Origin of the sequence: Flagellimonas sp. (genome assembly GCF_965601775.1) — a bacterium.
In the GTDB taxonomy this organism is placed as follows: Bacteria; Bacteroidota; Bacteroidia; order Flavobacteriales; family Flavobacteriaceae; genus Flagellimonas.
This window is the reverse complement of sequence record NZ_OZ271837.1, coordinates 462,603-488,316: the sequence shown is the minus strand read 5'-3', so window position 1 is coordinate 488,316 and position 25,714 is coordinate 462,603. Positions and strand designations below refer to the sequence as shown.

General features: G+C 39.6%; 27 protein-coding genes. 7 read left to right on the top strand and 20 right to left on the bottom strand.

What is annotated here, in order from left to right:
• Position 1 precedes the first annotated feature (1 nt).
• From ACSLUF_RS02405 to ACSLUF_RS02330, 16 genes are all read right to left on the bottom strand, one after another.
• Positions 2-322: an Hpt domain-containing protein gene (locus ACSLUF_RS02405; protein WP_435624543.1), complete on the bottom strand. Its 321-nt coding sequence runs from the start codon at positions 320-322 to the stop codon at positions 2-4.
• Positions 303-1,370 carry a sensor histidine kinase gene (locus ACSLUF_RS02400; RefSeq protein ID WP_435624542.1) on the bottom strand — a complete coding sequence of 356 codons (1,068 nt, stop codon included), beginning with the start codon at positions 1,368-1,370 and terminating at the stop codon, positions 303-305. The genes ACSLUF_RS02405 and ACSLUF_RS02400 overlap by 20 nt, the downstream gene beginning before the upstream one ends.
• Entirely contained in the window at positions 1,371-2,498 is a 1,128-nt protein-coding gene (locus tag ACSLUF_RS02395) for an FIST signal transduction protein (RefSeq protein WP_435624541.1), read from the bottom strand.
• Entirely contained in the window at positions 2,495-4,879 is a 2,385-nt protein-coding gene (locus ACSLUF_RS02390) for a PAS domain-containing sensor histidine kinase (RefSeq protein ID WP_435624540.1), read from the bottom strand. Before ACSLUF_RS02390 ends, ACSLUF_RS02395 begins: the two co-directional genes overlap by 4 nt.
• A complete protein-coding gene (locus tag ACSLUF_RS02385; protein WP_435624539.1) occupies positions 4,872-5,414 on the bottom strand; it encodes a heme NO-binding domain-containing protein in 543 nt (180 codons plus the stop codon). Before ACSLUF_RS02385 ends, ACSLUF_RS02390 begins: the two co-directional genes overlap by 8 nt.
• Positions 5,415-5,491: 77 nt before the next feature.
• The gene (locus ACSLUF_RS02380) at positions 5,492-5,890 is read right to left on the bottom strand and encodes a response regulator (protein WP_435624538.1); all 399 of its coding nucleotides are present in this window, start codon (positions 5,888-5,890) and stop codon (positions 5,492-5,494) included.
• A 107-nt stretch (positions 5,891-5,997) separates the two neighbouring features.
• Positions 5,998-6,360 (bottom strand): MmcQ/YjbR family DNA-binding protein, encoded by a 363-nt coding sequence (locus ACSLUF_RS02375; protein WP_435625861.1) that lies wholly within the window; start codon positions 6,358-6,360, stop codon positions 5,998-6,000.
• Positions 6,360-6,761, bottom strand: a complete 402-nt coding sequence (locus ACSLUF_RS02370; protein ID WP_435624537.1) for a Dabb family protein — start codon at positions 6,759-6,761, stop codon at positions 6,360-6,362. Before ACSLUF_RS02370 ends, ACSLUF_RS02375 begins: the two co-directional genes overlap by 1 nt.
• Complete coding sequence (locus tag ACSLUF_RS02365; RefSeq protein ID WP_435624536.1) at positions 6,758-7,393, bottom strand: DUF4230 domain-containing protein; 636 nt, start codon at positions 7,391-7,393, stop codon at positions 6,758-6,760. Before ACSLUF_RS02365 ends, ACSLUF_RS02370 begins: the two co-directional genes overlap by 4 nt.
• 34 nt (positions 7,394-7,427) lie before the next feature.
• A complete protein-coding gene (locus tag ACSLUF_RS02360) occupies positions 7,428-8,177 on the bottom strand; it encodes a cyclase family protein (RefSeq protein WP_435624535.1) in 750 nt (249 codons plus the stop codon).
• On the bottom strand, positions 8,174-9,310 hold the full coding sequence (hemW, locus tag ACSLUF_RS02355; protein ID WP_435624534.1) for a radical SAM family heme chaperone HemW: 1,137 nt from the start codon (positions 9,308-9,310) through the stop codon (positions 8,174-8,176). Before hemW ends, ACSLUF_RS02360 begins: the two co-directional genes overlap by 4 nt.
• Before the next feature lie 41 nt (positions 9,311-9,351).
• On the bottom strand, positions 9,352-9,729 hold the full coding sequence (locus ACSLUF_RS02350) for a four helix bundle protein (protein ID WP_435624533.1): 378 nt from the start codon (positions 9,727-9,729) through the stop codon (positions 9,352-9,354).
• A gap of 44 nt (positions 9,730-9,773) precedes the next feature.
• A complete protein-coding gene (gene ruvC, locus ACSLUF_RS02345) occupies positions 9,774-10,331 on the bottom strand; it encodes a crossover junction endodeoxyribonuclease RuvC (protein WP_435624532.1) in 558 nt (185 codons plus the stop codon).
• 4 nt (positions 10,332-10,335) lie between these two features.
• Positions 10,336-10,812 (bottom strand): hypothetical protein, encoded by a 477-nt coding sequence (locus ACSLUF_RS02340; RefSeq protein ID WP_435624531.1) that lies wholly within the window; start codon positions 10,810-10,812, stop codon positions 10,336-10,338.
• A 97-nt stretch (positions 10,813-10,909) separates the two neighbouring features.
• Positions 10,910-12,433 carry a TonB family protein gene (locus tag ACSLUF_RS02335; RefSeq protein ID WP_435624530.1) on the bottom strand — a complete coding sequence of 508 codons (1,524 nt, stop codon included), beginning with the start codon at positions 12,431-12,433 and terminating at the stop codon, positions 10,910-10,912.
• A complete protein-coding gene (locus ACSLUF_RS02330; RefSeq protein ID WP_435624529.1) occupies positions 12,430-12,792 on the bottom strand; it encodes a BlaI/MecI/CopY family transcriptional regulator in 363 nt (120 codons plus the stop codon). The genes ACSLUF_RS02335 and ACSLUF_RS02330 overlap by 4 nt, the downstream gene beginning before the upstream one ends.
• A 133-nt stretch (positions 12,793-12,925) precedes the next feature.
• Between ACSLUF_RS02330 and ACSLUF_RS02325 the strand changes: the two genes are divergently transcribed.
• Positions 12,926-13,438 (top strand): DUF456 domain-containing protein, encoded by a 513-nt coding sequence (locus ACSLUF_RS02325; protein ID WP_435624528.1) that lies wholly within the window; start codon positions 12,926-12,928, stop codon positions 13,436-13,438.
• Here ACSLUF_RS02325 and ACSLUF_RS02320 read toward each other — a convergent pair.
• Positions 13,435-13,992 (bottom strand): nitroreductase family protein, encoded by a 558-nt coding sequence (locus tag ACSLUF_RS02320; protein ID WP_435624527.1) that lies wholly within the window; start codon positions 13,990-13,992, stop codon positions 13,435-13,437. The genes ACSLUF_RS02325 and ACSLUF_RS02320 overlap by 4 nt on opposite strands.
• Positions 13,993-14,204: 212 nt before the next feature.
• Here ACSLUF_RS02320 and dinB point away from each other — a divergent pair, with 212 nt between their 5' ends.
• The 5 genes from dinB to ACSLUF_RS02295 all read left to right on the top strand — a co-directional run bounded on the left by dinB (position 14,205) and on the right by ACSLUF_RS02295 (position 21,499).
• Positions 14,205-15,419: a DNA polymerase IV gene (gene dinB, locus ACSLUF_RS02315; protein ID WP_435624526.1), complete on the top strand. Its 1,215-nt coding sequence runs from the start codon at positions 14,205-14,207 to the stop codon at positions 15,417-15,419.
• Positions 15,420-15,549: 130 nt separating this feature from the next.
• A complete protein-coding gene (locus ACSLUF_RS02310) occupies positions 15,550-18,549 on the top strand; it encodes a DNA polymerase III subunit alpha (protein ID WP_435624525.1) in 3,000 nt (999 codons plus the stop codon).
• Positions 18,550-18,626: 77 nt separating this feature from the next.
• The gene (locus ACSLUF_RS02305) at positions 18,627-18,872 is read left to right on the top strand and encodes a hypothetical protein (RefSeq protein ID WP_435624524.1); all 246 of its coding nucleotides are present in this window, start codon (positions 18,627-18,629) and stop codon (positions 18,870-18,872) included.
• Positions 18,862-19,131 (top strand): type II toxin-antitoxin system RelE/ParE family toxin, encoded by a 270-nt coding sequence (locus tag ACSLUF_RS02300; protein WP_435624523.1) that lies wholly within the window; start codon positions 18,862-18,864, stop codon positions 19,129-19,131. Before ACSLUF_RS02305 ends, ACSLUF_RS02300 begins: the two co-directional genes overlap by 11 nt.
• Before the next feature lie 58 nt (positions 19,132-19,189).
• Positions 19,190-21,499 carry an FdhF/YdeP family oxidoreductase gene (locus tag ACSLUF_RS02295; RefSeq protein WP_435624522.1) on the top strand — a complete coding sequence of 770 codons (2,310 nt, stop codon included), beginning with the start codon at positions 19,190-19,192 and terminating at the stop codon, positions 21,497-21,499.
• A 1-nt stretch (position 21,500) separates the two neighbouring features.
• Here ACSLUF_RS02295 and ACSLUF_RS02290 read toward each other — a convergent pair whose 3' ends face one another.
• The 3 genes from ACSLUF_RS02290 to ACSLUF_RS02280 form a co-directional block, all read right to left on the bottom strand.
• Complete coding sequence (locus ACSLUF_RS02290; protein ID WP_435624521.1) at positions 21,501-22,775, bottom strand: aminotransferase class V-fold PLP-dependent enzyme; 1,275 nt, start codon at positions 22,773-22,775, stop codon at positions 21,501-21,503.
• Between the two features lie 81 nt (positions 22,776-22,856).
• Positions 22,857-24,035 carry an acyl-CoA dehydrogenase family protein gene (locus ACSLUF_RS02285; protein WP_435624520.1) on the bottom strand — a complete coding sequence of 393 codons (1,179 nt, stop codon included), beginning with the start codon at positions 24,033-24,035 and terminating at the stop codon, positions 22,857-22,859.
• 143 nt (positions 24,036-24,178) lie between these two features.
• The gene (locus tag ACSLUF_RS02280) at positions 24,179-24,889 is read right to left on the bottom strand and encodes a tRNA1(Val) (adenine(37)-N6)-methyltransferase (protein WP_435624519.1); all 711 of its coding nucleotides are present in this window, start codon (positions 24,887-24,889) and stop codon (positions 24,179-24,181) included.
• Between the two features lie 183 nt (positions 24,890-25,072).
• Here ACSLUF_RS02280 and ACSLUF_RS02275 point away from each other — a divergent pair, with 183 nt between their 5' ends.
• Positions 25,073-25,660, top strand: a complete 588-nt coding sequence (locus ACSLUF_RS02275; protein ID WP_435624518.1) for a hypothetical protein — start codon at positions 25,073-25,075, stop codon at positions 25,658-25,660.
• The last annotated feature ends 54 nt before the right edge of the window (positions 25,661-25,714 follow it).

Below are 25,714 nucleotides of genomic sequence, written 5' to 3'. Positions count from 1 at the left end.
TTTATGCGATTTTTAGAATAAACTGTTCCACAGTATGCAATACCTCATGGAATTGACCCTGTAACTTGGTATCTCCATATTTAAGGTCTTCCTCGTATTTGATTGCCAATCGGTAGCCCTGTTGTAAACCCAAAATCCCAAGCTTGTGCTTTATTTTATGCACAATCTTTGCTGATTCATCCAAATTTTGTGACTCCAGATTTTCCATGTATTCGTCCTTTTCCTTTGGGAATTCAGTTTGGATGATATTCAGAAATTTCTTCTCAAACTCCTCATTCCCTCCAGAAATTTCTTTGATGTAATCAAGATTGGGGTGTTCCATAATCTAGGTCTTTGTTTATGCTGAAGAAAAAGGTTGTTCCACTGCCTTTTTCAGAGGACAACCATACGTCTCCTTTATAATAGTTAATGATTTTCTTTACTAGGGCCAAGCCAATTCCTGTAGCATCGGAATTGTTTTCCAATTTTCGGAACATATCGAATATCCCTGCTTGTAAATGTTCTGGTATGCCTTTTCCATTATCGGTAATGCTGAACAACCAAGTCCCCTTTTCTTCCTTGACATCTATAACCACCAGGCCTGATTCGCAATCTTCAACCGCTGTTATGGCATTGGTAATCAAATTTTTGAACAATTGCTCCATTCTGTATTTTCCGGTATAGAGTCTAGGAAGCATTCTACTTTTCCTTATGCTTACCGATTCAGGGACATAAATGGTATCTTCAATTTCCTCTATCAAGGCATATAAATCCACCAAAACCGGTTGCTCCTGAAGCGAGTCAATTGTAGAATGTTTTAATATGCCATCAATAAGGCTATCCATTTTTGTCAGATTTTGAAATATGAGCTCTACATTCGCTTGACTTTCGGTATTGAACTTTTCTTTGCCTTCTTCAAAAACCCAACTCACCAATGAGTGTACATTTCGAATGGGGGATTTTAAATCATGTGAAACCATATGGGCATAGTTGTTCAAAGATTCATTTTGTTGTTCCAAATTATGAAGCAAAACATCTTTTTCCGCAGTAATAGTGACCAGTTTTTGCGCTTGCTGCTCTATATCTTCCACTAGCTTTAATGGATCAAACTTCATCGCCTTTGCGCCTCCATTTACATGTTGGGCATCGGCAACCGCTTGACTGAGTGATTTAAGTACTTTTCTTTGGGCTTCTGCTTCTTTATTAAGCCGTTCGTTAGCTTCGAAAAGCTCTTTAGAACTTAGGGATGTAGCCCGCTGAATCATGGTTATTTTTTCGTCAAAATTGGAATACGAATCACTTATGGCATTGAAGAATCCCTCCAGTAAAGGATTATCTCTAAAGTCCTCTGGTAAATGTTTCCGTATTTGTCTTTTTAACAGTGAGTGCATCTATTCGCTCAAAAGTGTTAATGTCATGGTTTGGTTGTGCAATTGACATTGATTACTATCGGTAAATGGAGACATTTCCCCGTAAGAATAGAATCCCGCAATGGTTGCATCCGGACCAATTACCTCTGCCACTTCTTCAATTTCTTCTTCGGTTCGCTGATCCATAACTAGTTTTCTTCCTACACAACTAACCAAAAGCGCCAACTCCGGGTTTTTCTTTCGTTTTTTCATCGCCATACTTGCTGCTTTGGCGGCGCCTTGTGCAATGTCATCCACTGTGGACATCATCAACTGTACCTTGGAATTAACCGGGGCATCCCCTGCCAAGACCATGGAATTTTTTTCCTCATCTATCGTCAGGATTGTGCGCACCAAAGGCTCCGAGCCTGGCTTGTCCTGAACGGTTAAGGGGTAAAGGAGAGCAGCTTGTGGCAGCTGTTCTGCCTTATCTCCCAAGTATTTTTTATATAAATCCAAAGCTGGTTTACCATCAATTTCATAAAGCACATTGCCTTCAGACTTTGTGATTATACGCTCTGGTCCAAAAGGGGTCCAACCTCCATAGTTGGCATAAGACACTTCCAAATCTGAGCCGTAAAAACCAACTGCGATTACCTCTCCCTGTTTTGGGTTTTCATTGTAAGAGGCCAATGTTTTTTCGAACCGGGCTCCATCCCCGCAAAGACCCCCTGTAATTGAAGCATTAAAATCGTTGGCATTCTCCAGTCCTTTGATTAATCCGCTACCATTGACAAAACTCCCATCCGATACTACGAATAGATGCTGAAGGCCCTTTTTATCAAATTCCTGTGTAATGGATTTACCCATCTCTTGAATGTTTGAAAAATCAGAGACATTTCTACTTACAATTTCAAAAGAGGTCCGTTCAAATTCGATGGCCGTGAGGGTGATGGTATTCTCATGGACATTGGTCGAAAGAATCTCCCCAGAAGTTGAACCAAATACTAAATCTCCGTTAGGATACATCCTTCGGACTTCTTCATATATATCTTCTTTTTCCAATAGGTTTCGGTCGCCAAAAATTAGCACCAATGGATTTTTGACATCCTCATTTCGGGTATATTCCCAATCCGAATTGGCGGTTTTAATTGCTTGTTGTGTTTTCATTTCTTGTTGTTTTTTGGGTTTTTGGTTAGGGTAAAATAAAAGGTCGTTCCTTGTCCTATTTCACTTTCCAGCCAGACTTTTCCATCATATCGGTCTATGATTTTTTTTACGATGGAAAGTCCAATCCCTGTGGATCTTTCTTGATTTCCAATAGACTGAAAAATCTGGAATATCTTCTCGTGGTATTCTTCGGGTATTCCTACACCATTGTCCTTTATACTGAATTCCCAATATTTATTGGTTTCCTTAAAGTCGATTTCAATAATGCCTTTAGGTTTGTCGATATTCACTGCAGCGTTGCTCAAAAAATTTTGGAACAGTTGGTGAATCTTAGTTTTGTCCGCCTTGATTATTGGTAGCTTTTGGGCAATATTGATGGAGACATTTTCAGGGATATAGATTATCTCCTTTATTTCCTTAATGACCTCGTTGACGTCCACTTCGGTACTATCAAACACATCATTGTTCACAGTCGAATATTTTAAGATTCCGGTTATCAGCTTATCCATCCCCTCTATTTTCTCCTGCATCATTTTCAGGTTATAACTACCTGTTTCATCAAGTCTATCCTTGTAATCTTCATAGAGCCATGTGGCCAGAGCACTTACGCTACGCAATGGGGATTTTAAATCATGTGATACGATATGGGCATATTCTTGAAGTCCCTTATTGCTGGCTTCGAGCTCCTCTAGGAGACTCTCTTTTTGGAGCTCCAGATTTTTCTGCTCGGTAATATCCAAGTGAATGCCAATGGAACCGACCACATTGCCAAAATCATCATACTTGGGTGCTCCACTTATCAACCAAAACCGTTTTTCCCCTGTCTTGGTAATCACCCCAACCTCATACGAATCGGATATGCCTTGTTTTCTTTTTCTGTTGTGGACTTTCAATTTTTCCCGATCTTCTTCCGCCATATTTACCAACTCAACCGCATTTCTCCCTATAAGTTCCATGGTAGTGTATCCCACCATATCACAAAAGCTCTGATTTACCATAAGAATGTTATCATTATCATCCACCTCAATCAAACCTAAATTCATATTGGCGATAATGCTACCATACTTTTCTTTTTGGATTTCAAGATTTTTACGGTAGTTCTTTCGAAGGGTAACATCATGGTAGCTCCATAGATGTCCTTGATATTCTCCGTTACTAAAAAGAGGAATATAATCCCGCTCAAAGGTCCTCCCATCCAAAAGCTCCATTTCATCAGAGGTCACCACCTCCTTTTTGTCCAAAACATAATCAATACGACGAATGGCCATATCGGACTCAGAAAACAAGTGCTTGTATTTATGAATCGATTTTTTGCTATCTACTCCCTTTAATTTTTCGGGAGCTACGGGGATTCCAAATAGGTCACAGAATTTCTGGTTGGCCAAAACAATTTTTCTGTTTTGATCCTCCAATAGTATTCCTGTCTGAAGGTTCTTTATCAACTTGGCCAGTCTTTCCTCCGAAGCCTTCAACTTCTCTTCGGATTTCTTTTCTTGGGTAATATCCTCAATCATAGCCACGCTGTAGGTGACCTCACCATTGTCGTCCACAATAGAACTAATGGAGGTTTTACCAAACAACGTACCTCCGTCTTTCTTAAAGAACTTTCTGATTATTGCAAACTTCTTAAGGTCTTCTCCATTTTGGTTTTGGGAAAGGTTTTCATAGAGATTGCTATCCTCTAGAGTGGATATTTGGTCTAAAGTCTGATGTATTAACTCATTCTCAGAGTAACCCAATAGGTCAATGAAGGAACGGTTCGCCTTAACAATCTTATCCCTTACAATAAGAAGAATTCCAAGTGGAGAATTTTCAACAATAATATCCTGTTGCTTCTTTTGTTGTTGCACTAATTTTTTGATTTCCATTTCTTGGGTAATATCCCGAATTACCCCCTGAGCCGCTATTGGCCTTCCCTCTTTATCATATATAAGGCTAGCATTGATATTTACGTGTTTCTCTTTACCATCTTTCACAAGGATTCTTGCGGAGTAATTCTTCAAAACCCCAACCTGTATCAATGTTTGGAAGGATTCAGCAGTGTATTCCACATAATCTTTATGCACCAATCCCGAAAGGTAGACCTCTTGCTCCGTATGATCGAAGCCCAAGAACTCCTTGGCAGAAGTATTCATATTAATCACCTTGGTGTCCAATCCCATTACGACATAGGGATCAATTATGTTGATAAAATCACTATTAATTGAATCTCCCCGTTGCTTGTTCAGAAGTGCTTCCAAACGTCCATTGGCTTCCTTTAGATGCAGAGAGGCATCATAGAGTTCCTTCGCTTTTTGTTCCAAAAGGTTTTCTGCCGCCTTCCGGGCTTTTTTCTCCCGCTCGACCGCTCTTTTAAGCATGGAAGCTTCGTTTCTATCCATTTTGGACAATTGCAAATTTGACCTCTGTTCCGTTTTCATTTAATAATTTGTAGTCTACCTTGACCATTTTTTCAAAGTGTTCAAAAGTCTTTACTATTAGACCGTGTGCAAGAGCGTACAATCCTCTGGAAGAGCTGTAAATCATCTCAAGCGTGTTATCGGTTTTGGAAAGGATTTTGAATTGGGGAAGTTCCGCATCCGGATACAACTTTTTGACATGTATATGAATATGGTCTTCAATACAACAAAGAAGTGCCAATGGAGTCTTATAGCTAGCAACCACTTCGGGATGGGCTTCAGCCAAACCTGTAAACAGATAGTGACCAAAGGAATACAATAAATCGTTTGTAGGAATCTGTGTTTCCTTACTTAGTTCGGTAAGCAAGGCCACCATTTCGTTAAAATCATAGGTGCCCACAGAAGTATACGCTCCACTGGTGGGAAGGTTACTGTTTTCAATTATGGTGTCAACCACTTGCAACCCAAAGGTGGATTCCACCATCTCCAAAAATTCAGTAAATACAATTCCTTTCATAATAAAGAATATTATGATTTAAAAGTAGGAATTGGACTACTTAAGCTAAAAAGAATGTTGTGAAATGAGGATTTTTGTTAGGCTTTGATCAATTCGCTGATTTCCCAGTACTCAAAAACGCGTTTTAGCTTTGCTTCATAATCCTCATATTTCAATGGCTTGATTATGTATCCAGCGATGCCGATTTCGAAGCATTTTAATAAATCCACTCGATTTTCAGATGTGGTCAGTATTATGGTAGGTAAGTATTTCAACTTTTCATCCGCTTTCAATATGGAAAGGAATTCTATTCCGCTCATTCGAGGCATATTCAAATCCAATAAAATAATATCCGGAAGATTGCCTCCCTTCAAAATATCAAGGGCTTCCTCTCCATTTTTTGCTTCAATTATCCGATGCTTGGATTGAAACTTGGAAATGGCCCGTTGCATTTTCATGGTCTCGATCATGTCGTCTTCTATGAACAAAACATTCATGGCACTTTTCTTTAGGTTACAAATGTTTGAAATAAAGTTAAGAAAAAGACTACAAGAAAGTCAATTCAAAAAAAACTATCGACGAATGGTAGAAACGCTTCGATGAATTATTCAGGCAGATCCCTCATTTGTTCCCGAATGGCCTTGGGGAGTTTGGAAACCACCAAGTCATAGGAATGATTTATCAGTTCAACAATCAAACCAGGAGGTAGGCTATCCAATAATAGGGTATTCCAATGTTTTTTACTCATATGATACCCAGGAATAATTAGTCCGTCATATTCCTCCCTTAGTTCCAAGGCCCTATCCGGGTCACATTTAAGGTTGCCTTGTGATGGCACTCTTTCCAACGGTACCAGAGCGAACATTTTGCCCATTACTTTGAAGACCAAGGTATGTTCATCAAAAGGGAATTCTTCCGTTACTCCTTTTTTGTTGAGACAATAATTTCTAAAGGATTCGACATTCATCACTTGAGACCATAAGAATCGTAGACTACAACTCTTTCCCATAGGTCCTTACATTCTTCAATAAACAACAAATGGGCTTCTTCTTCCTGATAACCTTCTTGGGATTCTGCAGAATCAAAAGTAACGATGAGCGAATAGGTAAACGAATCATCGACAACATCTCTAATAGATTTCGGAGGTATGCCAACAAAATTGGTTTTCGCAAACTTCGAATCCCGTAAAAACTTTTTTAAAGAGGTCTCAAATCTGGTCCTACCTTCTACGTCATCTGGATTTTTAAACCAGAAATATACGGTGTGGGCAAAGGCCGGGTCAAAGGTTTTCATATCATTATTTTTTTGCGCAAATGCATTACTTCCCATCACTCCAACCAAAAGGAGCATAATGATTCTTGTTTTCATGGTGTATCCTGTTCTTTTAATAATTGTATGTCTCTAGTTTTTATCTCCAAGGCCGAATAATCCAAATCCCATCCTATCGTTTCCACAATCTTCTCTACCAACAGTACGGCTTGTAAAGCTTCTTTCCTTGCCGTTTCCATTAGACCACTTTGGGGTATCTTTTGTTTGATATATTCTTTTGCCTCCACATTGAGTTGGGTAAGATCTTCTGGCGAAAAACTATTGAACAGACCATTCTTGATGTCATAGTATTTAAGGTCCGGTTCAATAGACAGTACTTCCGGTTCAGGAAAGCCATTTAGTATAATTTTCTTATTCTCATTGTCGGCCTTGAGGTTCAGTTTTTTAAGATTATACCCAATATGCGCTTTTGCTTTCACGATGATTAGCGCTTTCTTCTTGCTGCTGACCATATTCATAAAACCTTCCTTAGTATTTTCATAGTGATAGATTTCTGCGAAATCCCCTTCTACGGAAACCAACTTGCAAACACTTTTGATTTTATCCAATAAAACCGTGGATTGTTTTTCCGTTCGTTCCTTGCTCCTCCTCTTTCCAAATAAAGAAAAAAGCCAGTACATTAGGATACCGCCAAGAATCAAACCCAATATGACTTCTAACAAACCCTCCATTTTTTATATTTAAAAAAGATTGTTCAAGAGCAAATCAATTTATTAATTCATACAGAACAGGTCTACTCGGTGCAGCATCATTCTCAAAAGGTGCAACCTGTAAATTCAACAAATACAATCCATCCTGAATATTGTTCGGAACAAAAATCAACTCTGTAATTGTTGCTGACAACCTTTCTTTTCCATCTACTCCCCAAAATGTTTTATGTGACACCAATTGCCCACCATCCTTCTCCCTATCCACTGAGGGTAAATCAACTAGAAGGTGCTCTATGCCTCTATCGACCAATAGTTGTATGGCCTCTCCCAAAAAATAGGAAGGGTTGGTATTGGAATAATCCTTGGATCTTTTGGATTCCAAATTAGGAATGGTCCTAACAACCAATGCTTCCGTACGTTTATCCCCTAAAGCATATTCCAACTGCTTTGCGGAAATCACAAAGTCATCTTCTCTTCTTTCCGGAGCGACCGTAATCAACTCGGCAAGGAAAAAGTAATTTTTCAACTGTTTATTTACTGAGTAAACCTCATCAGTAATATGACCCAAACATTCTGTATGGGTCACATGCGAATGAGGGTTAAACTCCACCATATTGAAATTGACACTCCCACCTTCCGCGACTTTTCCAACAAATCCCTCTGTCTTTACCGGTTCAATGCTTGGGGGTTCCAAATACCAGGCATTCACATTACCTTTTCCGCCAACAAGGGAAATAGAAATGTTGATAGGGTTTGCTAAATCAATCTGATAGCTGTCTTCGCCTTGAGAAATTGTGGCAATCATGTTACCAAATTAACCATAAATAGGTCCGAAGCAATTCCATCCACCAAAAACTTCCCTTTTTTGGTCGCTAACAGTGTATCTCCATCTAGATATAATAAGTGTTCTTGGATATGCTTTGAAGACTGCATTTTAAGATAGTTCAAGTGCTGTTTCCCAAATTCTTCTTCAATTTTTTTCAAAGAAATACCCCAAATCGTTCTAAGACCTGTCATCACATATTCATTATATCGGTCCGTGATGGAAAGTTCTTCACGTTCTATAGGCAGTTTATCACTTTCAATGGCTTTGATATATTTTATGTTGTTCCGAACATTCCAACTACGCGTTTTTCCATCGAAGGAATGTGCTGAAGGTCCAATTCCCAAATACGATTTGCCTTGCCAATAAGAAGAATTGTTTTTGGAGAAAAAATCAGGTTTCCCAAAATTGGAGATTTCATAGTTGATATAGCCCTCGCCTTCCAGAATATCCAAAAGAATATGGAATTGCTCCTGTGCTTGCTCATCATCCACATTCGCGACCAACCCTTTTTCTATAAATTTCTTGAGCGCTGTCTTGGGTTCAACTGTGAGGGCATAGCTCGAAATATGGGGCAGTTCCAAATCCAAGGCTTTTTGAATGTTTTCCTTCCAGCGTTGATGATTCATTCCTGGAATCCCATAAATCAAATCAATGGAAATGTTATTGAAATATTGCTTCGCTTCTACAAGACACTCCATAGCTTGTTCGGCATTATGCGCCCGATTCATCAACTTGAGGTCTTCCTCAAAAAACGATTGGATTCCTATGCTCAATCGATTTATAGGACTATTCGCCAATTCCATTATAACCGATTTTGACAAATCATCCGGATTGGCTTCCAAAGTAATCTCGGGATTATCTATTACCTCAAAACATTCATAAACTGAATCTATCAAAGTGACCAATTCCTTTGCAGACAAAAGGGAAGGGGTTCCCCCGCCAAAATAAATAGTTTCGATAGCTTCGCTTTGTAGCTCTTCCTTTCGTAGTTTTAATTCATGACCAAGGGCTTTAAGCATACTTTCCTTCACTTTCAACTGCGTTGAAAAATGAAAATCGCAGTAGTGACACGCTTGCTTACAAAAAGGGATATGGATGTAGATACCGCTCATTCTTAAGACTATAGTAAAAAGTAAATAGTGAACAGCCTCATCTAAGAATATTCCTTTTTTGAACCAAACTTATCCGGATTTTTAATCATGAAATGAATCAATTTTCCAATTTCTACATTTTGAGACAACAGCTTTTCAAACGTCGATTCATCTAAATAACCACAAGCCAAAGAAAACTGTAGCCATCCGTGTGTTTCAAGATTTTCAGCATCCGAATCCGTTAATTTACTTATGAAGTGTTTTTGATATCTCCTTTTTGCATAAGCTTCTGCAATGTTGATAGCTACACTTCGAGAAGAGCGTCTAATTTGATCTGTCAACGAATAGGTCTCTTCTCTTGGATAGGATTTAGATAACTCGAAAATTTTCATGGCCAAATCAAATGATTTTTGATATGCCAGCAATTCATCAAATTTCATAGGCTAAGTTTTAAAAAATTGGGACGCTAATTACTATTTACTCATTACTTTTTACTGACCTTACCTTCGTTCTGTTTCACAAAAGCTGCCCATCCCGTGTAGTGTTTTCCTACTTCAACCCTGCCATCATTATAAAAATGACATACCGCAGCAGCCAGTCCATCCGTGCTATCCAAATTTTTAGGTAAAGTTTTTAGTTTGAGAAGTCCTTGAAGCATCTTGGCCACTTGCTCCTTACTGGCATTTCCATTTCCGGTAATGGCCATTTTTATCTTCTTGGGCATATATTCGGTGATTGGGATTTGCCGGGAAAGCCCAGCAGCCATCGCCACACCTTGAGCACGCCCCAATTTTAACATGGATTGCACATTTTTTCCATAGAAAGGAGCCTCAATGGCTATTTCATCGGGATGAAAAGTATCTATGAGTTCGATGGTCCTTTCAAAAATGAGCTTGAGCTTAATGTAAGGGTCGTTGTACTTCCTGAGCATCAATTCGTTCATCTGAACGAAGTGCATCTGCTTATTCACAACCTTGATGATGCCAAAACCCATAACCGTGGTACCGGGGTCTATCCCTAAAATGATTTTTTCCTTGCTCAATGGTTCACTGGGTATTAAGTACAATGGGCAATCTAAAGCGAACGCTAACGGGGATACCTCTTTTTATAGCAGGAGCGACTGTCGTAAAATCATTCAATCTTCGGGTCACTTCTGAGTTAAAATTTTCAATTTCATTCAGAACACTGGTTTTTTCCTCTACGTTTTGGATAGTGATGAATCCGTCTTCATCAATTAGGAAATCAATCAACACCGTATCGTTCAAATCATTGTCAACTTCAAATTCCAAACCTTCCAAAGCTTTTCCCAATTGAGTTATCATCGTATCTTCAAAACAAGCGCGCTGTTCAGGTTTGGAAAGATCTTCTCGGCAGGCATCAAATAAAGGATATTGGTCAACGTCGTCCCAATTGATTTGCAAAAGTTCCTCTTCAACCAATTTTTGGGTAGCCTCTTCTTTGGAAACAAAAAGTTCGCAGGCGGATAATAGTCCTAAAAAAAATATCCATATCAACTTCCGCATGTGCCTTTAAGATTTCATCGAAATTACGATTTTTACAAGATTGGGTGCATAAAAAAAGCCCGAAACAAGTTCGGGCCTTTCATAGAATCTTTAAAATCTATTTTAGCTTAAAGGTAATTGGAATACTAAAGGGCATTTCCACCTCTTCACCTTTATGCCGGGCTGCTTGCATTTTTGGCAACTTAGAGATAATGCGTTCCGCTTCATTCGTCAAAAGCTCATGAGGACCTTTTTTTTGAATACCTACGACTTTCCCATCGGTGTCAATTGAAAATAAAATATTTACTCTCCCCTGAATACCCTGTTCTTGTGCAACTTTGGGGTAATTAAAATTCTCTCGTACGTGTAACTGAATCTTTTCCAAAAAACATTTTTTCTTGTCTGTCGCATTTTCACAGCCAGGAAAAACAGGAACTTCATCTACAGTAGAAAAAGGTATACTGGTTACACTTTCTGAATCACTATCTTCTTTTGAAATTTTATTGACCGACATATTAGTGGTCACACCATCTTTTATTTCCATGACGGCAGAGTTTCCAAAGTTATCCATAATCAATATAGTTGTGGACGTTTTGGATTTTAATAGTTGGTCTAGCATTTTTTCCTGTTCCAACTTTTCCTCCTTTGTTAGACTATTCAAATTCCCTACGTTCAACTGTAAGGTTTTCTTGCTATCATTTCTTGAATACCCAACGATTGTCATCCCTTCTAAATCAATCGGATTCTTTTGGTTTAATGCGTTTACATTACTTTTTTCCTGAGGACTTTCCTCACATGAGGAATAAAGTAAAATGCTAAAAGTTATCGGAATCAAAAACATATACTTTAATCGTAAAATTGGATTTGATTTTTGTTTTGTTAACATGACTATTCGTTTTTTAATTAATGATTTTTTAAAAAAATGATTGACAAGACTGAATTTTTGACTTTGAAACACATCATATAACAACAGGTCATACTGCTTGGCTTTATCCAGTTTATGCAACTCGGAATCAGCAATGAATTCATGCACGTCTGCTATTCGATTTTGAAATAGGTACACGAGCGGATTGAACCAAAAAACAACCCGCATAATTTCAAAAAACATCAAGTCAATAGAATGCCTTTGCCTGACATGAACCATCTCATGGATGATGATTTCTTTCCGCTTCTGCTTCGGAATAAGTTCTCCTATGAAAACGTACTTAAAGAATGAAAAGGCGTGTTTGCTTTTAGGAATAATTACCTCAATGTAGTTCTGCTTTGAAGTAACTAATCCACTTTTCTTAATCCTATATAAATGATCCAACTTTACGCATAGTAGAATAAACATTATTAAAGCCCCGAAAAGTAGAATAACATAGTTCCAATGAAGGGATTGCCAAAAAGTGTTGTTGGTATCATTCGAAGTCAGTACAATCTCATCCAACTGAAAAAAGAATTGTCTAATGGGTTCAAATTTCCTGATAGCAGATGTTTCCAAGGTTTCAATTTTAATCCAAGGAAGAATAATGGATAAGGTGAAAGACGTGATTAGGTAAATCCTATTCCATTGAAAAAAAGTCTCTTTCCTCAAAAAGAAATCGTACGCCAATAAAAAAAGAAGCTGTATGGCAACAATTTCCAAAACGTAGCTTATCATATTTTGTCGTCTTTAATCTTGTTTAAAATCTCTTCCAATTCACTTAAACTGATATCGTTCTCTTTCATGAAGAATGACACCATACTTTTAAAAGACCCTTGAAAATACCCGTTCACTAGCTTATTTATACTTTGATTACTGTATTCTGATTTTTTAATCAGCGGAAAATAAACATGCCCCTTCCCCACTTTTTCATGGTCTACAAAACCCTTGTCCTCAAGAATTCGAACAATGGTCGAAATGGTATTATATGCCGGTTTTGGTACTGGTAGTTTTTCAATAATCCCAGCTACGTTTGTTTTTTGGAGCTCCCACAATAATTGCATCACCTCTTCCTCCGCCTTGGTTAACTGTTTCATAATTCAACTAAAAATTTAGTTTTAAAATGCTAATATAACTAAATATTTAGTTTAAACTAATTTTTTAGTTTAAAAAATTAAACATCTTGTAACATAATCCCTTTAAATTTGTCTTATCCCATAAACCCTAAACATGGATATTGTTTTACTCGTTCTTGGTTTTATTTTGATGCTCGTCGGAATCCTCGGCAGCTTTTTGCCCGTGCTCCCTGGCCCTCCTTTGAGTTGGGTTGGGCTTTTGCTCTTGTATCTTACCAAAGCAATTCCAGATGATTGGTGGTTGCTGGGCATCACCTTGGTAGTAGCACTTACAGTAACTGTTTTGGATTATGTGATTCCTGCTGCAGGTACCAAAAAATTTGGTGGAAGTAAAGCTGGGATGTGGGGCAGTATTATTGGATTGCTCGTAGCTATATTTTTCCCAATTCTTGGGCCTTTTGGGATTATCATCTGGCCTTTTGTTGGAGCTCTGGTAGGTGAACTTTCAAACAAGTCTGACAACAAAACAGCCTTAAAAGCAGCCTTTGGGTCTTTTATTGGGTTTTTGACCGGGACTTTTTTAAAGTTCTTAATCGCGGTGATTTACTTTGGACTCTTTATCTGGAAGGCGGTTGAATATTCTGGTGAGATTTTCTCTTTCTCTTAGTCAAACCACTCCACTTTTTGCTCTATTGGGTTTCTAGGAGAGACATCGACTTCATCGTCATAATATCCCATATAAAAAAAGCCGAGACATTTCTCGCCGCCATTCAAATTGAAGAACTCATCCATATATTGTATCAATCCCGGTGAGCTCCAATAGGAACCAATACCTAATTCCGTACAACACAACCACATATTCTGTACGGCCATGGCCGTAGCAGCCAACTCCTCCCATTCCGGTAGACTTTCATTAGGATCGCGCTGCATGCAAATGGCAATTATAGCCGCTGCTCGTTGCGGATTTTCCTGTAGCTTTTTAATTTTAATTTGCTTCGGACTGGACTCAACCTCTTGATACTTTTTGGAAAGAAAAACTCCCAATTCTTTCTTTTTCTCGCCCTGTAGCACTTTAAATCGCCAGGGTTCGGTCTTTTTATGGGTAGGTGCCCAATTGGCAGCTTCCAAAATCTTGGCTATGGTTTCTTTGTTAATAGATGTATCGTTGTACTGAACTGGAAATATGCTTCTTCGCTTTTGGATGAGTTCAAAAATGTCCATAGGTAATTTTTACGCAAAGGTACTAACAAAAAAAGCCTCCCATAAGGAAAGCCTTTCAATGATCTGCATCAATAGATGCATCACAACACAACGGTTCAAAGATATAAAGGTTTTTTGACAAACGATACTTCACTACACATCTGTTTTTCTTTTTTTGGATTATTTCCATATTTATGGAATTATTCCTTATCTTGCTCTCCCTCAATTAAACAATGAAAAAGACTATCCTCCATTTGGATTTGGATACATTTTACGTATCCGTAGAACGCATTATCAATACAGAGCTCAAGAACAAGCCCTTATTGGTGGGCGGTACCAGCGACCGGGGTGTGGTAGCTGCTTGCAGTTACGAAACACGGGGTTTTGGGGTACATTCAGGTATGCCCATGAAAATGGCCAAAGAGCTTTGTCCAGAAGCTGTCGTCATACGTGGCAATGCCGGCACGTATAGCAAATATTCTGATGTGGTCACTGAAATTATCAAAGAGCATGTGCCACTTTTTGAAAAATCAAGTATTGATGAATTTTATGCCGACTTATCTGGAATGGACCGCTTCTTTGGGTGTTATCGATATGCTTCGGAAATGCGGAAAAGAATCATTCACGAAACCGGATTGCCCATCTCTTTCGGACTATCTGTTAATAAAGTGGTTTCCAAAGTTGCAACCAATGAAGCCAAACCCAACAACCAACTCAAAATAGATTTTGGGCATGAAAAACCTTTTCTAGCCCCTCTGTCCATTAAAAAAATTCCTATGGTGGGGGATAAAACTTACCAGACACTCCGAAACTTGGGCATACGCAAGGTGCAGACCGTACAGGAGATGCCCATGGATATTATGCAACGGGTTTTGGGAGCCAATGGAGCTGTGATATGGAAACGCGCCAATGGTATAGACCATACTCCCGTTATTCCTTTTCACGACCGGAAATCCATATCCACTGAACGCACCTTTGACAGGGACACCATTGATGTAAACAAACTCAAGGGCATATTGATTGCAATGACAGAGAATTTGGCCTACCAACTTCGCCGAGGCGATAAACTTACGGCTTGTATTGCGGTAAAAATTCGGTATTCGGATTTCAATACCTATTCCAAGCAACTACGGGTTCCCTATACCAGTGCGGACCATATTCTTATCTCCAAGATTTTAGAACTTTTTCGAACCCTTTATAACAAACGAATGTTGGTACGCTTGGTAGGGATACGATTTAGTCATTTGGTATCGGGAAATTATCAAATCAATCTATTTGAGGATACCGAAGAAACCCTGAATCTTTACCAAGCTATGGACCATGTGCGAAAGCGTTTTGGCGACCGAAGTGTTTTTAGGGCCTCAGCCATGGGCGCAAAAACTATTGGGAGAATGCACAATCCTTTCAATGGATTACCCCCTGTGGTTTTGGCACATCGAAAACAATGAAGAATGAGCACAATCAACTACCCCTGACGTCTGACAACTGATTGCTGATTACTGATTACTGATTACTGATTACTGATTACTGATTACTGATTACTGAAAATTGTACCTAAACTGCCACACATATTATAGCATGCGGTTCGGAACTTTCTCCGAAATTGAATTATTGCAGTTGGCCCAACAAAACCATGTAACCCAATTAGTGCTGACGGATATCAACAACACCTCCGCCTGTCTGAATTTTGTTCGAAAAGCTCCCGAATTTAATGTCAGCCCGATACTCGGCATCGATTTCAGAAATGGCGTGAAACCCCGTTTCTTGGGCATCGCCAAAAACAACGAAGGCTATTTGGAACTCAATGATTTTTTATCCCACCATCTCCATCATGAATTAGAGATTCCTACAAAAGCACCCATTTTCAAAGAAGCCTTTGTGGTATATCCTTTTGAACAAGTCCTTTTGAATGAATTACAGGATTTCAGAGACCATGAATTCATCGGTATTTCCCTAAATAATCTTCGAAAGCTTCCATTCTCTGGATTGATGGAATTTAAGGACAAGCTGGTAGTGCAACAATCGGTGACCTTCAGAAACAAACAAGATTTCAATGCCCATCGCTTGCTTAGGGCTATTGACAATAATGTGTTGCTGAGCAAACTTCCAAAGGAAGAAGAAGCGGAAGAGGATGAAAAAATGTATCCCATTCAAAATTTGGCAACCGCCTTTTCCGAATACCCTTTCATTTTGGAAAACACAGAACGCTTATTGAATCAATGCGGCATCCATTTTGACTTTTCCAAGGGACGAAAACCCCAAAATTTGAAAAGCTACACGGGTAGTATCGAGGAGGACGAAAAACTGATAGAAAAATTATGCTATGAAGGGCTTCCCTATCGCTATGAAAAAATCGACACCCCTGTAAAGAATCGCTTGAAAAAAGAACTGGAACTAATCAAAAAAATGGGGTTTGTCTCTTATTTTCTCATCAATTGGGACATTGTTTCCGAAGCCCATCGCAGGGGATTCTACTACATTGGACGAGGGAGTGGTGCCAACAGCATTGTAGCTTATTTGCTACGCATCACCGACGTGGACCCCATGGAGCTCGACCTCTATTTTGAACGATTCATCAATCTCTATCGCGCCAATCCACCTGATTTTGATATCGATTTTTCATGGAAAGACCGTCCCACCATGACCCAATATATTTTTCAAAGGTTTGACCACGTTGCCCTGTTGGGCACCTATGTTACCTTTAAAGAACGAGGAGTTATCCGAGAGTTGGGAAAGGTATTTGGGCTTCCACCACAGGAAATCGATATACTGATTGAAGGGCGTTATAACCCTTCGAGGCTTGACGGAGTCTCCAAATTGGTAATAAGATATGGTAGACTCCTTAAAGGAAAACCCAATTATTTGAGCATTCATGCAGGAGGTATTCTCATCAGTGAAAAACCATTGCACTGGTTTTCCGCCACCCATCTTCCGCCAAAAGGATTCCCCACTACGCAGTATGACATGGTTATTGCTGAAGATGTAGGTCTGTACAAGTTTGATATTTTAGGTCAAAGAGGGTTGGGTAAAATCAAAGAGGCTTTGGAGATTGTTGCCTACAATCAACCTGAGAAATTTGAACAGGTCGATATTCACAATATCAAAGGCTTTAAAGCGGACATCACAATCAACAACCTTATAAAAACCGCACAATGCATGGGTTGTTTTTATGTGGAATCTCCCGCTATGCGGATGTTGCTCAAAAAATTAGAGGTTGACAATTACCTGGGGTTGGTGGCGGCAAGTTCCATTATTCGTCCGGGGGTCGCCAAAAGTGGTATGATGCGGGAATACATCTTAAGGCATCGAAACGAAGGTCGTGCTGAAGAAAAGGCCCATCCCATAATGTTGGACATTATGCCCGACACCTATGGTGTGATGGTGTATCAGGAAGATGTTATCAAAGTGGCTCACCATTTCGCTGATTTAGATTTGGGGGAAGCCGATGTGTTGCGTCGCGGGATGAGTGGAAAATTTCGTTCGCGTGAAGAATTCCAGAAGGTAAAGGACAAATTCATTTCCAATTGTAGAAAAAAGGAGTATCCCGATACCTTGATTTTTGAGATTTGGAACCAAGTGGCCAGTTTTGCAGGCTATGCCTTTGCCAAAGGCCATTCCGCATCCTATGCCGTGGAAAGTTACCAGAGTTTGTTTCTCAGGGCTTACTTTCCTTTGGAATATATGGTAGCGGTGCTCAACAACGGGGGTGGTTTTTATCGCTCCGAATTCTATATCCATGATGCCCGAATGCTGGGAGCCACAATTCATCCTCCATGCATCAACAACAGCTTGGCCGTAAATCGGATTGAAGGCAAGCACATTTACTTGGGAATGATGTATCTGCGTGATTTGGAAAAACGAGTCATGGAACGCATCATCCTCGAACGATTTCACAACGGCAGCTTTACTTCTTTGGAAGATTTTTTGGACCGGGTTTTTATTTCCGTGGAACAACTTTCTATTTTGATTCGTATTGATGCATTTCGATTTACGGGCGTCAACAAACATGAATTACTATGGAAAACCCATTTGATGCTATCCAAGAATGACCGTTTGGAACATCCCAAATTGTTTCCACCTAAACATCAAAAATTTCAGATTCCCCAGTTGAATACAACAAGCTTGGAAACCGCTTTTGAGCAATTGGAACTTTTGGGTTTTTGTCTGTGCAGTCCTTTTGATTTGTTGGCAGAGCCTCCTAAAAATTCAAATAGCCAACGTGATTTACAGCATTATCTAAACAAACATATCGACATTTACGGGTATTTGGTGACTGTAAAAAACACCACTACCCATACAGGAAAAAGGATGCACTTTGCCACATTGGTAGATCAGCAAGGGGAAGTTTTTGACACCGTACTCTTTCCCCCTGTTGCAGCAAAATATTATTTCAGGGGAAAAGGAATCTATCGGTTTTATGGCAAAGTCGTGGAAGAGTTTGGTTTTTTGAGTATTGAGGTAATAAAGATGAAAAAAGAGGATTATATCCCAGACCCCCGATACGCGGATATGAAGACTAGTAAGAGGCTCTTTAATCTAAAATCGAACAATACACTTGAAGATTCCAATTCTGCCTAACCCTTTCAAATCATCTGTAAAGCATCTAATACAGTTTTGGGCAAAATATTTATATTTGTATATATAAAATATATATCATGGAAAGAATCAGGAAACTCATTGATGTAGATGAACGCACCCTTCAAATTTTGGAAATTGAAGCACAAAAACAAAAGCGCTCATTAAAAAGTTACTTGGAATTTACCCTAGAAGAAACCGCCAGAAAACTTGAGTCTCCTTCTGAAAACTATAAAGCCATGATGGATGAGATGTTGGCGCGTGTCGCCGAAGGTAATGTAGAGTACATTCCCATTGAAGAAATAGAGAAAAAATATGGGCTTTAAAGTCCAACTGCTGAGAGAGGCTACTATTGAACTTCACACGGCAGAATGTTTTTATTCGGCAAAAAATCTTTCAAGACAATTCCTTGAGGACTTTTCAAGGCAAGTTCAATTCTTAAAGACCACTCCCCACTCATTTCAAGTTAAATATCGTGGCATACGGGTTTTAAATTTTGAGCAATTCAATTATTCCATACATTACAAAATAGAAAATGATGAAGTAATCATATTTCGTATCTTAAATCAACGGCAAAAATTTTAAACACACCCTATGTTGAAACCTTAACAGCTTTAATCAACTTTCCTCAGAAATCACCTTTATGTCATCTAAATTTCAACGCAATATCTCACTCACAGGCCCTCTCTCATTTTCTGAAAAAGGAGAATTCAAAGAACCTTTAGGATACGCGGGAGGTTCCCCATCCGTACAACATGCCTTGCAACACACTTTTAAGGAGATGGGCGTAACAAAAGGGATAAAGGGACTGTTCAAAATGAACCAAAAAAACGGATTCGATTGCCCCAGTTGCGCATGGCCCGACCCCGAAAAACCGAAAGCTGGTGTGGAGTATTGTGAAAACGGGGCCAAGGCATTGGCAGATGAAGTGACCACCCAAAACATTGGAGCCGAATTCTTTCAAAAGTATTCCGTTGAAGAACTTTCGTCGTTATCAGATTTTGAATTAAATAAGCACGGAAGGCTCACTGAGCCTCTGGTTCTACGGCCGAACAGTCTGCATTATGAACCCATTTCATGGGAAGAAGCCTATCAATTGATGGCCAATGAATTTCATAAGATGAAATCTCCTGATGAAGCCATTTTTTATACTTCAGGACGCTCAAGCAATGAAGCTGCCTTTTTATATGGTATGCTTGCCCGAGCTTTGGGCACCAATAATATGCCGGATTGTTCCAATATGTGCCATGAAAGTAGCGGCGTAGCCCTGAGCGAAACTTTAGGGATTGGAAAGGGCTCAGTAAAATTAGAAGATTTTTATCATGCCGAAGTGGTCATCGTTGCTGGGCAAAATCCAGGCACCAACCACCCTAGAATGTTATCCGCTTTAGAAACTTGCAAAAAAAATGGAGGCAAAATAATCAGCATAAACCCGTTGAAAGAAGCTGGGTTGGTCAATTTTAAAAATCCACAAAAAATAAAAGGCTGGCTGGGCAACGGAGTAGCTTTAGCCGATATTCACTTACAGGTAAACATTAACCAGGACATTGCTTTGGTGAAACTACTGTTGAAGAAGTTGCTAAAAAAGGACTTGGAAAATGAAGGACAAGTTTTTGATCATGCGTTTCTTGGAAAATACACAGAGGGCTATGATAAACTTGTTGCTGACCTTGAAAATTACGAAGAAGCCCATCTTTTGGAACAGTGTGGAGTTGATGAGCTATTAATTGATCCCACGGTAGAGTTGTTGTCCAAAAAATCGAAAATTATTGTGTGTTGGGCCATGGGCTTGACCCAGCATAAAAACGGAGTTGAAAATATTCGGGAGTTTGTGAACCTCCTCCTTCTAAAGGGAGCCATAGGGAAACCAAATGCTGGCACCTGTCCTGTTCGCGGGCATAGCAACGTACAGGGAGACAGAAGTGTTGGGATACATCACTACGTAAACGTGCCTTTGAATGAAAGAATTGAAAAACACTTTGGATTTGTGCCTCCCACCAAACTGGGTTATGATACGGTTGAGGCCATTCAGGCCATGCACGAGGAAAAGGCAAAGGTTTTCGTTTGCTTGGGTGGTAATTTTTTGATGGCCGCTTCGGATACCCAATATACCGCGGAGGCCATCCAAAACTGCGAATTGACCGTTCAGATTAGCACTAAACTAAATCGTTCCCATTTGGTCACCGGAAAAACGGCCTTGATTCTACCCACTTTGGGGCGCTCGGAAAAAGACGAACAAAATGGGAAAGCGCAGTTCATCACCACGGAAAACAGTATGGGAAAAGTGCGTTGGTCCAAAGGTCTATTTCAACCTACTAAAGGAAATATCAAAAGTGAGCCAAAGATTATTGCAGAAATTGCCGATACTTTTTTCAAAAGTTCACATTCGGTTCCTTGGAAGGAATTGGGAAATGATTATGCATTGATTCGAGAGTACATTGACAAAATCGCCAAAGGATTTGAAGATACAGAACAAAAATCCAAAGGTTCAGGGTACTACTTGCCCAATAATGCGAGGGCCTTAGATTTTAGCCATCTCCCCAATGGCAAAGCCCAAATTACAATCAACCAGCTGCCAAAGCACGACTTAGAGGCAAATGAACTAATGCTTATGACCATTCGTTCCCATGACCAGTTCAACACTACGATTTATGGAATGGATGACCGATATCGAGGAATTTATAATGAGCGAAGGGTACTGTTCATGAATGAATCCGATATGAAATCCAAAGGGTTGCAAAAACATGATGTGGTTCACCTTACTAGCAAGTATGATGGAAAGCAACGCCAGGCAACCTATTTTAAGGTAATTCCTTATGATATTCCCGAAGGGAATTTAGCCGCTTATTATCCTGAAACCAATCTATTGGTTCCGCACAATCATTTTGCCGATAGGAGTCAGACACCTATAAGCAAGTCAATAAAAGTCACGATTGAAAAAGCAGTAGTTTAAATTATACTGCTAAATCTTGGAGCGCACCAATGAGATAGTCAATATCTTTTTTGGTAATAAAAATAGCAAAGGAGAGACGCAATGCATTTAAACCGTGGCTTGACATAGGTCGGCAATCAATTCCATACTTGTTCCAAAGTTCTTCCTTTACGGTCTTTACATCTTTTCCTTTGAGTTCAACAACCTGGATAGCTGCTGAAAGTTCATCCAAAACTGGACTTTTAGTGGTGAACCTCTCATCTCCCTCAATTTTTGAACGGAAGTATTTTTTCAACTCAAACGTACGCTCATGAATTCTTGTCGCACCGATGGTGTTATGAAAGTCTACAGATGCCCCCAATCCTAAAACTTCAGCAAGATTTCTAGTGTTGTAGTTCTCTAGTCTACGAATGCTTTTATCTTTATGACCTCGAGCCACCATTAAGGGTTTAAGGTGTTCCTGACTTTCTTTTTTGGCATAAAAAATACCTACACCTTTTGGGGAGAACAACCATTTGTGCGAACTGGCTGTGTAGAAATCACAATCCAATTCCTTTAAATTGATAGTAAACATCCCCGCGGATTGAGCTCCATCCACACCAACCAAAATCCCCTTTTCATGAGCCATTTTTGAAACCTCTTTAACCGGCAAAATCATTCCATTAGTGTTCACAATATGACACATAGAAATTATTTTGGTCTTGGGCGTAATGGCCTTTTTGTAGATATCTACCAAATCCGATACCGATTCGGGAAGAATGGGCAATTCAGGTCGTATCAATTTGATGCCCTTAGTTTCCTGCCATACCTCCCACGGAATGGTACCACTAGCGTGTTCATGGTTTGCCAATATTACCTCATCTCCGGGTTGAAGATTAAAACTACGTGCAATCAGGTTCATCCCCTCGGTGGTGTTATGAATCAAGGCGATTTCTTCCGAAGAAACCGAAAATAAATCAGCTACTTTTTTTCGTACTTCCTCTTTCTCGTCTTCCCAACCACCCCACATATATTTGGAAGGAAAGCCATCTAAAACATTTCTAAAATGATGTGTTTCTTGTTGTATATGGGTTGATGAAGCGCCTAATGAAGCGTTATTAAAGTAATGGAGTCCATCCGCTAGATTAAACTGAGATTTTACCAAATGCCAGAAGTCCTCAGAATCCTCTTTAAAATCTTTTAGCCCAATGGATTCCCAATGAGTTTGCAATGTGTTTCCAAAAACTGGAAGTGTTAAAGAGCCCAAAGTCCCTTGCCCCACTCGTTTTAAGAATTTTCTTCTAGAACTGGCATCCATAGGTTCAAATTTATCAGGAAAAATAACGCTTAAAAACAAAAGCGCCAGCCCTGTACCTACAGAAATCCAAAAGTCGACAGTTTATTTGAAGGCGGGATGTCCCGTAATATCAGCTCCGGTTATTAAAAGATGGATGTCATGGGTTCCTTCATAAGTAATCACACTCTCAAGATTCATCATGTGCCGCATGATGCTGTATTCCCCGGTAATTCCCATTCCACCCAATACTTGGCGAGCTTCGCGGGCAATCTTGATAGCCATTTCCACATTGTTTCGTTTGGCCATGGAAATTTGGGCCGTAGTAGCTCTTCCTTCATTCTTTAATTGTCCCAAACGAAAGGCCAATAGCTGCGCTTTGGTGATTTCCGTAATCATCTCGGCCAACTTTTTCTGCTGCAGTTGAGTCGCTGCAATAGGCTTCCCAAACTGGATTCGCTCTTTGGCATAGCGCAATGCGGTGTCATAACAATCCATCGCGGCACCAATAGCGCCCCATGAAATTCCATAGCGAGCCGAATCCAAACAACCCAATGGAGCACCAAGTCCCGTTTTATTGGGTAATAGATTTTCTTTGGGAACTTTTACATTGTCGAAAATTAGCTCTCCAGTTGCCGAAGCACGAAGCGACCATTTGTTATGGGTTTCCGGGGTGGAAAAGCCTTCCATACCACGTTCCACAATCAGTCCGTGTATACGGCCTTCTTCATTTTTTGCCCAAACTACGGCAACATGGGCAAAAGGTGAATTTGAAATCCAGAGTTTGGCGCCATTCAACAAATAATGGTCGCCCATATCTTTGTATTTGGTTTCCATTCCGCCTGGATTGGAACCATGATTGGGTTCAGTAAGTCCAAAACAACCCATCCATTCTCCAGAAGCCAACTTGGGCAGGTATTTTTTACGTTGTTCTTCAGTTCCATAGGCAAAAATGGGATACATCACCAAAGAAGATTGTACAGATGCCGTAGAGCGCACCCCACTATCCCCTCTTTCAATTTCTTGCATAATCAGCCCATAACTAATTTGGTCCAGTCCGGCACCACCATATTCTTCAGGAATGTATGGGCCAAAAGCGCCAATTTCTGCCAGTCCACCAATAATTTGATTAGGGAATTCTGCTTTCTGGGCATATTCTTCAATGATTGGAGAGATATCTCGCTTTACCCATTGTCTAGCGGCATCGCGAACCAATTTGTGTTCTTCGGAAAGTAAATCGTCTAGGTTGTAATAATCGGGAGCTTCAAACAAATCAGGCTTCATGCAAAACAAATTCGTAACTGTCATTCCTGCGAAGGCAGGAATCCACTATAAAACTCTATTTGGACTCCATATCAAGTATGGAATGACAGGTTAATTAACTTCTCAAAGGTAGGAAGGAAATATAAGAACGCACAACGCCTTTTCTACATTTTTAAATAGAAGTCTTTGGTCAGCTCGATATACGCTTGGGTGTATTCGTGCCTCGCTTTTTCAATCACCAGCTCATCTTCTGTTGGATTCACTTGGACAAATCCAAATTGTATCATACTTCGTTTAATTTTACTTGAAAGGTTTCCTCGAACTCTAGTTATTCTCACAGGAAATAGACCGTAACCAGAAGCCATTTCCACAAAACCAGACTCCGCTTTAAAAGGCATGATTACCGAAAAAAAGCCATCATTGTTCAACAACTGAGCTACTCCTTCCAGCAACTCATTAAACGGTAAGGATTGATTTTGACGGGCAACATCTCGTGAAGCATCACCACTGGAAACTTGTTCTTCATAAAATGGCGGATTGGAAACAATTAAATCATATTTGTCATCCAGCTCATCCACAAACTCGTCCAACCCAGCGTGATAACAAAACACCCTATCGGCCCATGGAGAAGCTTCAAAATTTTCGACACATTGTTCGTGGGCACTTTCGTCCAATTCTATGGCATCGATGAGTTCTGCACTCGAACGCTGTGCCATTTGCAAGGCAATGACCCCGGTTCCTGCCCCAATATCCAAAATGCTTTCCGGATGATGTTCCAAGGAGGTCCATGCACCCAATAAGACTCCGTCGGTACCAATCTTCATGGCGGATTTATCTTGGTGAACGGTAAATTGTTTGAATTTAAAAGGTTCCATTGGCACAAATATACTATGGAAGGAATTAGACAAATAATGCCAGAAATCCGTCAATCTTTTTGAGAGTTCCATCAGTCCAAACCCGTCATTGGTCAATCGATTAATTAAGAACTGCTGTTAGCTCCTATTTTCGGCGCTAATATGTTGTAAGGAGCTTACTAAATCAAAATTCAAACATTTTTCATGAAAAAAATCTTTTTAATTGTGGTTGCCTTTTTGGTGATTCTCCCATTTGCAAACGCGCAGGAAGAAAATAAGTTTAGGATAGGTCTTGATTTGGGCTACGTTATCCCAGATGCAGGTGAAGGTGTTCTGGTAGCCCTAGAATCTAAATATAATATTGGCAGTAATATGAACATTGGTTTTCGAATCGAAAATTCACTAGCTGTAAAGGATGTCAATTTCACAAATAGTATTGTTGAGACTGACCTAACTAGCAGTTTGTCATTCCTTGGTACGTTTGACCAATATTTCAACAATAAGGGCTCTATATTTTCCCCTTTTATGGGTATCGGTGTTGGATATATTTCTTTGGCTGATGTTGGTTTTGAATTTGCAGGAAATGATACAATCCCAGATGCCAAAACTACAGGTAAGTTCGGCGGCCTTATCCGAGCAGGCTTTGAACTTGGAAAGCTACGATTTACAGCATCCTATAACCTTATTGGCGAATCTCAAGTTCAAGATGAAGGCGAAACAGCTGAAATTAAAAACTCTTATTTTGGAATTTCTATAGGTTTCTACGTTGGCGGAGGAAAATGGAAAAAATAGACCCTATAATTCAACAAATAAAAACTGAAGTCCTAAAAGGACTCTTTTTCCTTT

Bases quoted from the DNA above. Each gene is read 5' to 3' on its own strand.
- ACSLUF_RS02405 (WP_435624543.1), bottom strand. From the start codon at position 322: ATGGAACACCCCAATCTTGATTACATCAAAGAAATTTCTGGAGGGAAT.
- ACSLUF_RS02400 (WP_435624542.1), bottom strand. From the start codon at position 1,370: ATGCACTCACTGTTAAAAAGACAAATACGGAAACATTTACCAGAGGAC.
- ACSLUF_RS02395 (WP_435624541.1), bottom strand. From the start codon at position 2,498: ATGAAAACACAACAAGCAATTAAAACCGCCAATTCGGATTGGGAATAT.
- ACSLUF_RS02390 (WP_435624540.1), bottom strand. From the start codon at position 4,879: ATGGATAGAAACGAAGCTTCCATGCTTAAAAGAGCGGTCGAGCGGGAG.
- ACSLUF_RS02385 (WP_435624539.1), bottom strand. From the start codon at position 5,414: ATGAAAGGAATTGTATTTACTGAATTTTTGGAGATGGTGGAATCCACC.
- ACSLUF_RS02380 (WP_435624538.1), bottom strand. From the start codon at position 5,890: ATGAATGTTTTGTTCATAGAAGACGACATGATCGAGACCATGAAAATG.
- ACSLUF_RS02375 (WP_435625861.1), bottom strand. From the start codon at position 6,360: ATGAATGTCGAATCCTTTAGAAATTATTGTCTCAACAAAAAAGGAGTA.
- ACSLUF_RS02370 (WP_435624537.1), bottom strand. From the start codon at position 6,761: ATGAAAACAAGAATCATTATGCTCCTTTTGGTTGGAGTGATGGGAAGT.
- ACSLUF_RS02365 (WP_435624536.1), bottom strand. From the start codon at position 7,393: ATGGAGGGTTTGTTAGAAGTCATATTGGGTTTGATTCTTGGCGGTATC.
- ACSLUF_RS02360 (WP_435624535.1), bottom strand. From the start codon at position 8,177: ATGATTGCCACAATTTCTCAAGGCGAAGACAGCTATCAGATTGATTTA.
- hemW (WP_435624534.1), bottom strand. From the start codon at position 9,310: ATGAGCGGTATCTACATCCATATCCCTTTTTGTAAGCAAGCGTGTCAC.
- ACSLUF_RS02350 (WP_435624533.1), bottom strand. From the start codon at position 9,729: ATGAAATTTGATGAATTGCTGGCATATCAAAAATCATTTGATTTGGCC.
- ACSLUF_RS02340 (WP_435624531.1), bottom strand. From the start codon at position 10,812: ATGCGGAAGTTGATATGGATATTTTTTTTAGGACTATTATCCGCCTGC.
- ACSLUF_RS02335 (WP_435624530.1), bottom strand. From the start codon at position 12,433: ATGATAAGCTACGTTTTGGAAATTGTTGCCATACAGCTTCTTTTTTTA.
- ACSLUF_RS02330 (WP_435624529.1), bottom strand. From the start codon at position 12,792: ATGAAACAGTTAACCAAGGCGGAGGAAGAGGTGATGCAATTATTGTGG.
- ACSLUF_RS02325 (WP_435624528.1), top strand. From the start codon at position 12,926: ATGGATATTGTTTTACTCGTTCTTGGTTTTATTTTGATGCTCGTCGGA.
- ACSLUF_RS02320 (WP_435624527.1), bottom strand. From the start codon at position 13,992: ATGGACATTTTTGAACTCATCCAAAAGCGAAGAAGCATATTTCCAGTT.
- dinB (WP_435624526.1), top strand. From the start codon at position 14,205: ATGAAAAAGACTATCCTCCATTTGGATTTGGATACATTTTACGTATCC.
- ACSLUF_RS02310 (WP_435624525.1), top strand. From the start codon at position 15,550: ATGCGGTTCGGAACTTTCTCCGAAATTGAATTATTGCAGTTGGCCCAA.
- ACSLUF_RS02305 (WP_435624524.1), top strand. From the start codon at position 18,627: ATGGAAAGAATCAGGAAACTCATTGATGTAGATGAACGCACCCTTCAA.
- ACSLUF_RS02300 (WP_435624523.1), top strand. From the start codon at position 18,862: ATGGGCTTTAAAGTCCAACTGCTGAGAGAGGCTACTATTGAACTTCAC.
- ACSLUF_RS02295 (WP_435624522.1), top strand. From the start codon at position 19,190: ATGTCATCTAAATTTCAACGCAATATCTCACTCACAGGCCCTCTCTCA.
- ACSLUF_RS02290 (WP_435624521.1), bottom strand. From the start codon at position 22,775: ATGGATGCCAGTTCTAGAAGAAAATTCTTAAAACGAGTGGGGCAAGGG.
- ACSLUF_RS02285 (WP_435624520.1), bottom strand. From the start codon at position 24,035: ATGAAGCCTGATTTGTTTGAAGCTCCCGATTATTACAACCTAGACGAT.
- ACSLUF_RS02280 (WP_435624519.1), bottom strand. From the start codon at position 24,889: ATGGAACCTTTTAAATTCAAACAATTTACCGTTCACCAAGATAAATCC.
- ACSLUF_RS02275 (WP_435624518.1), top strand. From the start codon at position 25,073: ATGAAAAAAATCTTTTTAATTGTGGTTGCCTTTTTGGTGATTCTCCCA.